Origin of the sequence: Thioalkalivibrio sp. ALMg13-2 (assembly GCF_000381185.1) — a bacterium.
GTDB lineage: Bacteria > Pseudomonadota > Gammaproteobacteria > Ectothiorhodospirales > Ectothiorhodospiraceae > Thioalkalivibrio > Thioalkalivibrio versutus.
The window spans coordinates 1-7,506 of record NZ_KB906142.1 but is presented as its reverse complement, the minus strand read 5'-3'; the positions used below and the strand labels follow the sequence as shown (position 1 = coordinate 7,506).

The window sequence follows — 7,506 nt, the reverse complement described above, 5'->3', positions numbered from 1 at the left end:
CCGCACCCCGTGTGATCCGGGTGCTGGAGCGTATTGCCGCCTGGCGGGGCTATCCGCAGCAGCTCCGGCTCGATAATGGCCCCGAGTTCGTCTCGGCCGCGATCGCCGACTGGGCCGACCAGCGCGGCGTGGAACTGAGCTTCATCCAGCCGGGCAAACCGATGCAGAACGGCTTCATCGAACGGTTCAACGGCAGCTACCGCCGCGGGGTCCTGGACCTCTACGTCTTCCGAACGCTGACCGAAGTCCGGGAACACACCGAGCAGTGGCTGCAGGACTACAACGAAACCATCCCTCACGACGCGCTGGGGGACCTGACGCCGGTCGAATACCGGCAGTTACACACCCCGGAAACCTCTAGTTATGCGTGGACCTAATTGGGGGAAGTCGACAGACGGCCTGCCCGCCGTGTTCTGTGTGCTGGATGACACCAGTCGTTTCATCCGCTGGAACGACAACTTCAAGCGGGTGACCGGCCTGGAGGGCAACGAACTGAACCGCATCAATGCCGTGGATCTCTTCGCCGGCGAGGATCAGCCTCGTGTGGCCCAGGCGATCAGTCGCGTCTTCGAAACCGGCTCGGCCGACGTCGAGGCAGCCATGCGCGGTGCGTCCGGGGCGTACATCCCCTACTACTTCACCGGTCTGCGGGTAGAACTCAACGGACAACCCTGTCTGACCGGGACCGGCTTCGACATCTCTGCCCGCAAACAGATCGAAGCCGAGCTGCATCATCAGGCCCACCATGACAGCCTGACCGGCCTCATGAGCTGGGGGGCATTCGATGAATTGCTGCCGCTCGAAGTCCAACGCGCCCGCCGTTACGGGTCGCCGTTGAGCTTGATCATGTGTGATATCGACCACTTCAAGTCGGTTAACGACCGTCATGGTCATGCAACCGGTGACCAAATCCTGTGCCAGGTAGCGGACACGCTGGAAGCCAATCTGCGCGGCAGCGACGTGCTGATACGCTGGGGCGGCGAAGAGTTTCTTGCACTCCTGCCGGAGACCAAAGCAGAGGACGCCGGGGCCTTGGCCGAGACCCTGCGTGCCCTGTTGGCCCGGACTCGATTCCCGATACAGGAGCAGGTCACGGCAAGCCTCGGAGTCACGGAGTACCGTCCCGATGAATCGCCCCGCAGTCTGCTCAAGCGCGTCGAGGATGCGCTGTACAGCGCCAAAGAATCCGGCCGCAACCGGGTCGCCTTGCTTTAAAGACCGCACTGCGAAAAGGCGAGCGGTTTATTTTCCGGCGACCGAGCTGCGGCGTCGACTCCCGGGTTTCAGACCTTGCCTCTGGCTGTTGGCCGTACATGGCAGGCAGGGGCCCAGGTCTGGCCTGCGGCATACGCCGCCCCGCGTGCGCGGATTGTCAAAATGAACGGCTTATCCCTCGAAACCGCGCCCCATGTCCGAGACGCCCGCCGATTCGACCTTTCGCGTGCAACTGCGCGCAGACGTCGGGGTCGGACCTTGCCTTTTGCCATCCACCGGAAGCCTCGAGGAAAAGGCAAGGCCTGCCCCCAGAGCCCCTGTGCGATTTCCGTTTCTGGGCGTCAGGCAACGGCTTCCCCGGCCATTGTGCCAAGACGAGCCAGAGCGCGTTCGAGCCGCGCATCCCAGGGCTGGGCACAGTTCAGGCGCACGTGGTGACGGAATTTTCCGGAAGGCGAAAAAAGGGGGCCCGGCGCGATACTGATCCCCTCGTCCAGCGCTCGGCGGTAAAGCGCCAGCGCATCCACTGCCTCCGGGAGCTCCAACCAGAGTACGAAACCACCCGTTGGCCGGGTCTGGCGTGTCCCGGGCGGGAAATACCGGGCCACCGCCCGGCTCACGCGATCCACCGCGCGGGCGTAGTCTCCCCGAACTCGGCGCAGGTAGCGGTCATAGCCGCCGCGCTCCAGAAAATCAGCCACCGCGAACCCCGGCCAGGCGGGCGTGGAAGAGCTGCCGGAGTACTTGAGGTACTCCACCCGGTCGCGGAAGCGCCCGGGCACCGCCCACCCGACCCGCAACCCCGGCGACAGGGTCTTGGAGAAAGAGCCGCAGTAGAGCACCCCGCCCCGGGTCTCGAAAGCCCGTGCCGCCCACGGCCGGGGCGCCTCGAAAGCCAGGTCTCCGTATACGTCGTCCTCGATCAGAGGCACGCCGCGGTCCTCCAGTAGCTCCACCAGAGCGCGCTTGCGCTCGTCGCTGGCGCGATGCCCCAGTGGATTGCCAAAGTTAGGCATCAGCAAGGCGGCCTTCACCGGCCACTGATCCAGCGCCAGGGCCAAGGCCTCGGGCGCAATGCCTTCGTCCGGATCGGTTGGGATCTCCAGTGCCCGCAACCCCAGGGCCTCGATCGCCTGCAGCAAGCCGTAGAAGGTGGGCGACTCGATCGCCACCACGTCGCCGGGCTCCGTCACCGCCCGCAACGAGAGCGTCAGCGCTTCCTGCGCACCATTGGTGACGACCACCTCCTCCGGCGTGATCTGGCAACCGGCATCCGCCATACGCCGCGCAATCTGCTGGCGCAGCTCGTACGGCCCGGGCGGAAACGCGTAATCCAGCTCCCGACCACCCCAGCGCGCCGGGACCCCGGCAAAGGCTCGCCGCAGACCGCGCGCGGGCAGGAAATCCGCGTGTGGAACCGCGGCACCCAGCTGGACCATGCCGGGCTCCCCGGCCGCCTGAACCACCCGCAGCACCAGCGCCTGACTGGTCACCGGCACCGGTTCATTAGCGGGACTGGAGGGCGCCGGACGCTCCGGTGGTTCCCAGGGGTGACGACGCACGTAATAGCCCGAACGGGGCCGGGCCTCGATCAGGCCGCGGTCCTCCAGCAGATGTTCGGCGGCCACCACCGTGGACACACTCACCCCGAATTGGGCCGCGAGCTTACGGACCCCGGGCAACCGGTCACCGGGCCCGTGAACGCCCGCCTCGATCGCCGCCTCAAGTGCCCTGGCCACGGCCTCGTAGCGATGCCCCAGCGGCCCTTCCATCACAGTTACCTCCCGAAGCGACCGGCACAGTTATGAAAGCTGCGTATCTGTACCGGTTCATTCGCCACTCTACTACATCTGTATGGATGGGCAGGCCCCACGTAGGCTGTATCGGTATCAGCGGCGCGCTGCCGCGCAACCAAGGAGCACTGCATGAGTATTCAGAACCTCGACACCGGGAACCAGTATGGCCAGTACACCGCCGACTTTGTCGACTACTGGGACGACCTGGTCGGCTGGGAAGGCCGCACGGAATCCGAAGGCGGTTTCTACGAGCGCCTGGTGAAGAACGCCGGCGGCCGCGAAGTCGCCGACGTCGCCTGCGGCACCGGCTTCAACGCGATCAACCTGGCCCGTTCCGGTCTCGTCGTCACCGCCACCGACGGTTCCGAGAACATGCTGGCCAAGACGCGCGAGAACGCGCAGCGCCTCGGGGTCACCTTTGCCCACACCCAGGTGGCGGACTGGGTACAGCTGGACCGGCAATTGGGCGAAGAGCGCTTCGACGCGCTCGTGTGCCTGGGCAACTCGTTTACCCACCTGTTCGACCACGAGGCCCGACGCGACGCGATGCACGCCTTCTTCCGGGCGCTGCGTCCCGGCGGCATGATCATCCTGGATCACCGCAACTACGATTCGATGCTCGACAACGGCTTCAGCTCGACACACCAGCACTACTACACTGGCAAGGGCGTGGATGCCTATCCCGGCGAACTCAACCGCCAGCTCGCGCGTTTCGAGTACAAGTTCCCGGATGGGGCTCACTTCCAGCTCAACATGTATCCGCTGCGCCAGGACTACGTCTCCCACCTGCTGGAAGACGCGGGCTTCATTAACGTTTCCCGCTTCGGCGACTTCGCCAGCCCCTACGAGCGCGACAACGTCGACTTCATCCAGCAGGTTGCCTACCGCCCACGCAGCTAATCCCCGCCGGCGCCCCCACTCCCTGGACGCCCACCCGCCCCGGGCCGCACAGGCGGCCCGGGGCTTTCGGCCGCGTCGACATTCCGGGTCGCCGCCTCGACGACGAATGCGCATTCACCGTCTCCCGGCCGCAACGGTTCGATACCCCGCATCCCGGCAAGCGGCCGCGCAAGGGTTTGTACCCAACCATCGATCGAGAAGCCGCCCTGCAGAAGCCGCTGTTCCACTCCATCCGCGGAAGGACGCCGGGGTCACACCTTGCCTTTTGCCTTCCGCCGGAAACTTCCAGAGGCAAAAGGAGATCTCTGAGCCCATAGCTCACCAGGTGGCGTGACCCCAACCAACGAGTCTCCGGGAAACCCGGGGCGGTTCACGCCCTTCCCGGCAGATGATGGCGATTCGCCCGCGGCATGACTTCCCTCCCTGGAATGCCCATTTGATGGCCGAAATGACCGCTTTAAACTCGAAGCGCGCCCTTTCTAGAGCGGTTTCCTTCGCATTTTCCGCACGTTATCGCGGTCCGACCCTGTTACCCCTTCCGTTTCCTCTGCGGGCGCCAAGCTTCAAGGGGCCGCGATCAGAAGTCGTCGAAACGCTGAGCGCCGCCTACCATTGCGGCTGCCTCATTGAGGGCCTGATTCACGTCGACCCCTTCCCGTTTGGCGGCGGCCTCGATGTGCTGGAGCTCCTCAGAAGTCAGGGAATCCTTCAGCTCCTGGCCTTCAGGAGTCAGCGGCTCGGAGCACGCCGCCAGGGCGAGAACAAAGGCGGAGATGATGGCGACAGCAAAAATCCTTTTCATGGTGGCTTCCTTATATTTTAGATAAGCAACGCGTGGTGGGTGGGTGAGCACACGAATTAAATGCTTCGTGTGTAGATAATATTCTCGTAGATAGAAACTGTGAAATCAAGCCATCGACAGAACCCGTGAAAAACGCCGATCGGAAAAATCAAGGCCCCAATCGGAAGAAGAACCCACTTTCCGGCCGCCGCGCTCCGGTGTTTGTCAACATAGTTATCCGTTTTTTATGCGGCGCGAGAACCCCTATCGGTCAACGTAGTTGTCACCTGATCCAAGCCCAGAGGTGACGACGTATGAAGCAGTATTTCGAGGAGCGCAAGGAGGCGGTGCTGCGCAAGCTGGCCCCGCCGATGAACCTGACGGTGCTCGAGGTGGCGGAGCCCGAAGGGGTCTCCACGGCGAGTTTGTAGAACTGGCGGAAACAGGCTCGCGAGCGAGGTATCGTGGGCGCTAGAAGGCCCCGAGAGCACGCGGCCGCCGACGACTCACGCCGCCGATGCGCCGAACCGGCTGTGGAGCTGGGACATCTCGTGGCTGCCCGGTCCAGCCTGCGGGACCTGGTGGTATCTCCACCCCATCGTCGATGTGTTCAGCCGCAAGATCGTAGGCCACGAGGTCTACGAGGCCGAGGCCGGCGCGCTCGCCTGTGAGCTAATGACGCCCGCGAGTGGATGCACCGGTTCGTGGCCTGGTACAACCACGAGCACCGCCACAGCGCACTCCACTACGTGACACCGGCCCAGCGACACTCGGGCGAAGCGACCCACGTCCTTGCCCGCAGGCGAGCCACCTATGAGCGCGCCCGTCAAGCACGCCCCGAACGCTGGGCCGGTAACGTCCGGGACTTCGGGTGGCCCGAGCAGGTTCATCTGCACCCTGAACAAGCCGAGAGCGATTAACCAGCCCCTGCATCCCTTTCAGGTGACATCTACCTTGACAGATACCGCCCGCGCGAGTGGTTCGCGTTGTCTGCGGAAGACGCGGTGCGGGTCGCCGAAAGCATCGTCGACGGGGCCATCACTCAATACCGCCTGAATTCAGTCTCGGGGCGCGTGTTTCCGAAGCGGGGGAATGGATAGCCACCGCAATCGACGACAAAAATAAGCCCCGGATGATGTGGGGCGCTCATTGCATGAAGGCATGCACTCTGCGCCACCGCCGATCAGGTCCGGGGCTTTAGACGGGAATCTTTTCCGTCTGTTTTCTTATCAGTCGTCCGCGACCAAAATCACGCCGGAGGCGTAGCCTTTGGATCTGGGGCCGGGTCGGCGGGTCGAGTGAGTAGATCGCGGCCAAGCCAACCACGTGTTGTGCGCTGCCTCGGTGGAACTCCAGACCTCACCGCCCCCATAGGGGTTGATTGCCATCAGGGGTTCCGTCCCAAACGGCAAGGTTTCCGCGAATCCCCCGAGGTCAAGCAAAGTGGGCAGTCGCCAGTTGTCCTTTCCGCAATACTGGGCTTCGTTCATTACCTCGGCAAGACCCGAAGTATCACAGCGACTGCCTTGGCACTCACCCCCATTTTTCGTACCTTCGTCGCCCTCTCGTCCCTCGAGATCCGGCTCGTACCAGGTGTAGGTGTTTCCGCGATAGGTGAAGCTCCCTTCTTCGTCCGATCGCGCGTCCCAGATCATGTCCTGGGTGTTATCGCGCAGGCATTGCCACGATTCCGCATCAGCCGCGAGAACATTACCCTCGGCGTCGATCTTCGAGATCTCTTCGTCGGGCGCGCCTCCTCCCCCGCAAGCCGATACAGCGAGCACGACCGAAGCCGCCAGAACCGAAACCCCCAAAGCATTACTTTTTCCCGACATGGTATCTCCTTATCTCGTTTTTATTTTAACTGCTCGCTTAAGTGCTATTTTCTAAAACGGCTGATTTATATCTTATCTATTGGCCTAATCACCCCCCCCCTTGCCAACCTTTTTCAAGCCGCCGGGGCCAAACCTTGCCTTTTCAAGTTCCGCCAACTAAGCACGTGCATAGTCAAGGCTTCCCTTCTCACCACGATCAAAGGCAGACGACGCACAAACCCGACGGGAATAGCAACTGCAAACACAAACATAAATTTGACCAGTTTATTACCAATAACCGTTGATCGTAATCTGCGAGAAGACATAGGCGACTAGGCGACGGGGTCGGACCACGACAACCTACTGACTTCATGGATTTATATCGCGCCAACCGCCCTTTCTAGAGGCTTATCCGCCCCATTTCGCCGTCAAAACCGTTGATCAACCCCATAACTCGCCCCATCGTCGCGCACCCATGCGGTATCCCCCGTCTGTTCAACGTGGCGCCCCGGCGACCGGACCCCCAACGCCCGGTGCACTTCGTCCACATACGACCGGTCCCCTACCGCGACGGCCGCCGTCCACCACTCATCCCGACTGGCGCGATCCGAGGCCAGCGCCACCTCCACCCACAAACGATGACACTCTCTCAGCTCGGTTACGGACCCGACCTCCAACGCATCCAGCAGGGCCGGCTCATCAATGACTCGGTAACGGTCCGGTGGTGTCTGGTGTGGTGGTCAAGTGATTTCGGACACCGCGTTAGGTGGATTGGCTGCCGTTGGTTGCTCGTAGACGCTGGGAGGCAGGTAGCCCAGCGTCGAGTGGATGCGAACGGTGTTGTAGAACCGAGCGATGTAGTCCGCGATATCCCGCCGCGCCTCGCCGTGGTTCGCGTAGCGACGCTGCCAGACGCGTTCCGTCTTGAGGCTCAGGAAGAAGCGCTCGACGACGGCATTGTCCCAGCAGTTACCCCGGCGACTCATGCTCGCCTGGATCT

General features: G+C 62.9%; 7 protein-coding genes and 3 pseudogenes. 5 read left to right on the top strand and 5 right to left on the bottom strand.

Features of this window, described 5'->3' with window-relative positions:
• Both F618_RS0114200 and F618_RS0114195 read left to right on the top strand, forming a co-directional pair.
• Positions 1-377 (top strand): integrase core domain-containing protein (locus F618_RS0114200; protein WP_019568959.1); only part of this gene is annotated, 377 nt, incomplete at its 5' end.
• Positions 364-1,215, top strand: a complete 852-nt coding sequence (locus tag F618_RS0114195) for a GGDEF domain-containing protein (RefSeq protein ID WP_038071722.1) — start codon at positions 364-366, stop codon at positions 1,213-1,215. The genes F618_RS0114200 and F618_RS0114195, both read left to right, overlap by 14 nt.
• 341 nt (positions 1,216-1,556) lie before the next feature.
• Here the strand turns inward: F618_RS0114195 and F618_RS0114190 are convergent, their stop codons facing one another.
• Positions 1,557-2,987, bottom strand: a complete 1,431-nt coding sequence (locus F618_RS0114190; RefSeq protein ID WP_019568957.1) for a PLP-dependent aminotransferase family protein — start codon at positions 2,985-2,987, stop codon at positions 1,557-1,559.
• Positions 2,988-3,140: 153 nt separating this feature from the next.
• Here F618_RS0114190 and F618_RS0114185 point away from each other — a divergent pair, with 153 nt between their 5' ends.
• Positions 3,141-3,911, top strand: coding sequence for a bifunctional 2-polyprenyl-6-hydroxyphenol methylase/3-demethylubiquinol 3-O-methyltransferase UbiG (locus F618_RS0114185; protein ID WP_017941043.1), 771 nt, complete (start codon positions 3,141-3,143; stop codon positions 3,909-3,911).
• 577 nt (positions 3,912-4,488) lie between these two features.
• Here the strand turns inward: F618_RS0114185 and F618_RS0114180 are convergent.
• Positions 4,489-4,713: a hypothetical protein gene (locus F618_RS0114180; protein WP_019564000.1), complete on the bottom strand. Its 225-nt coding sequence runs from the start codon at positions 4,711-4,713 to the stop codon at positions 4,489-4,491.
• A gap of 507 nt (positions 4,714-5,220) precedes the next feature.
• Here F618_RS0114180 and F618_RS16690 point away from each other — a divergent pair.
• Positions 5,221-5,445: pseudogene (locus tag F618_RS16690) on the top strand (hypothetical protein); the annotation flags it as partial.
• Positions 5,379-5,612: pseudogene (locus F618_RS16685) on the top strand (IS3 family transposase); the annotation flags it as partial. The pseudogenes F618_RS16690 and F618_RS16685, both read left to right, overlap by 67 nt.
• A 309-nt stretch (positions 5,613-5,921) precedes the next feature.
• Here the strand turns inward: F618_RS16685 and F618_RS0114170 are convergent.
• The 3 genes and pseudogenes from F618_RS0114170 to F618_RS0114160 form a co-directional block, all read right to left on the bottom strand.
• Entirely contained in the window at positions 5,922-6,527 is a 606-nt protein-coding gene (locus F618_RS0114170; RefSeq protein WP_019568956.1) for a DUF1566 domain-containing protein, read from the bottom strand.
• Between the two features lie 407 nt (positions 6,528-6,934).
• Positions 6,935-7,237 (bottom strand): annotated as a pseudogene (locus tag F618_RS16480) (transposase); the annotation flags it as partial.
• 9 nt (positions 7,238-7,246) lie between these two features.
• On the bottom strand, positions 7,247-7,506 hold a 260-nt coding region (locus F618_RS0114160; RefSeq protein WP_019568954.1), incomplete at its 5' end, for an integrase core domain-containing protein.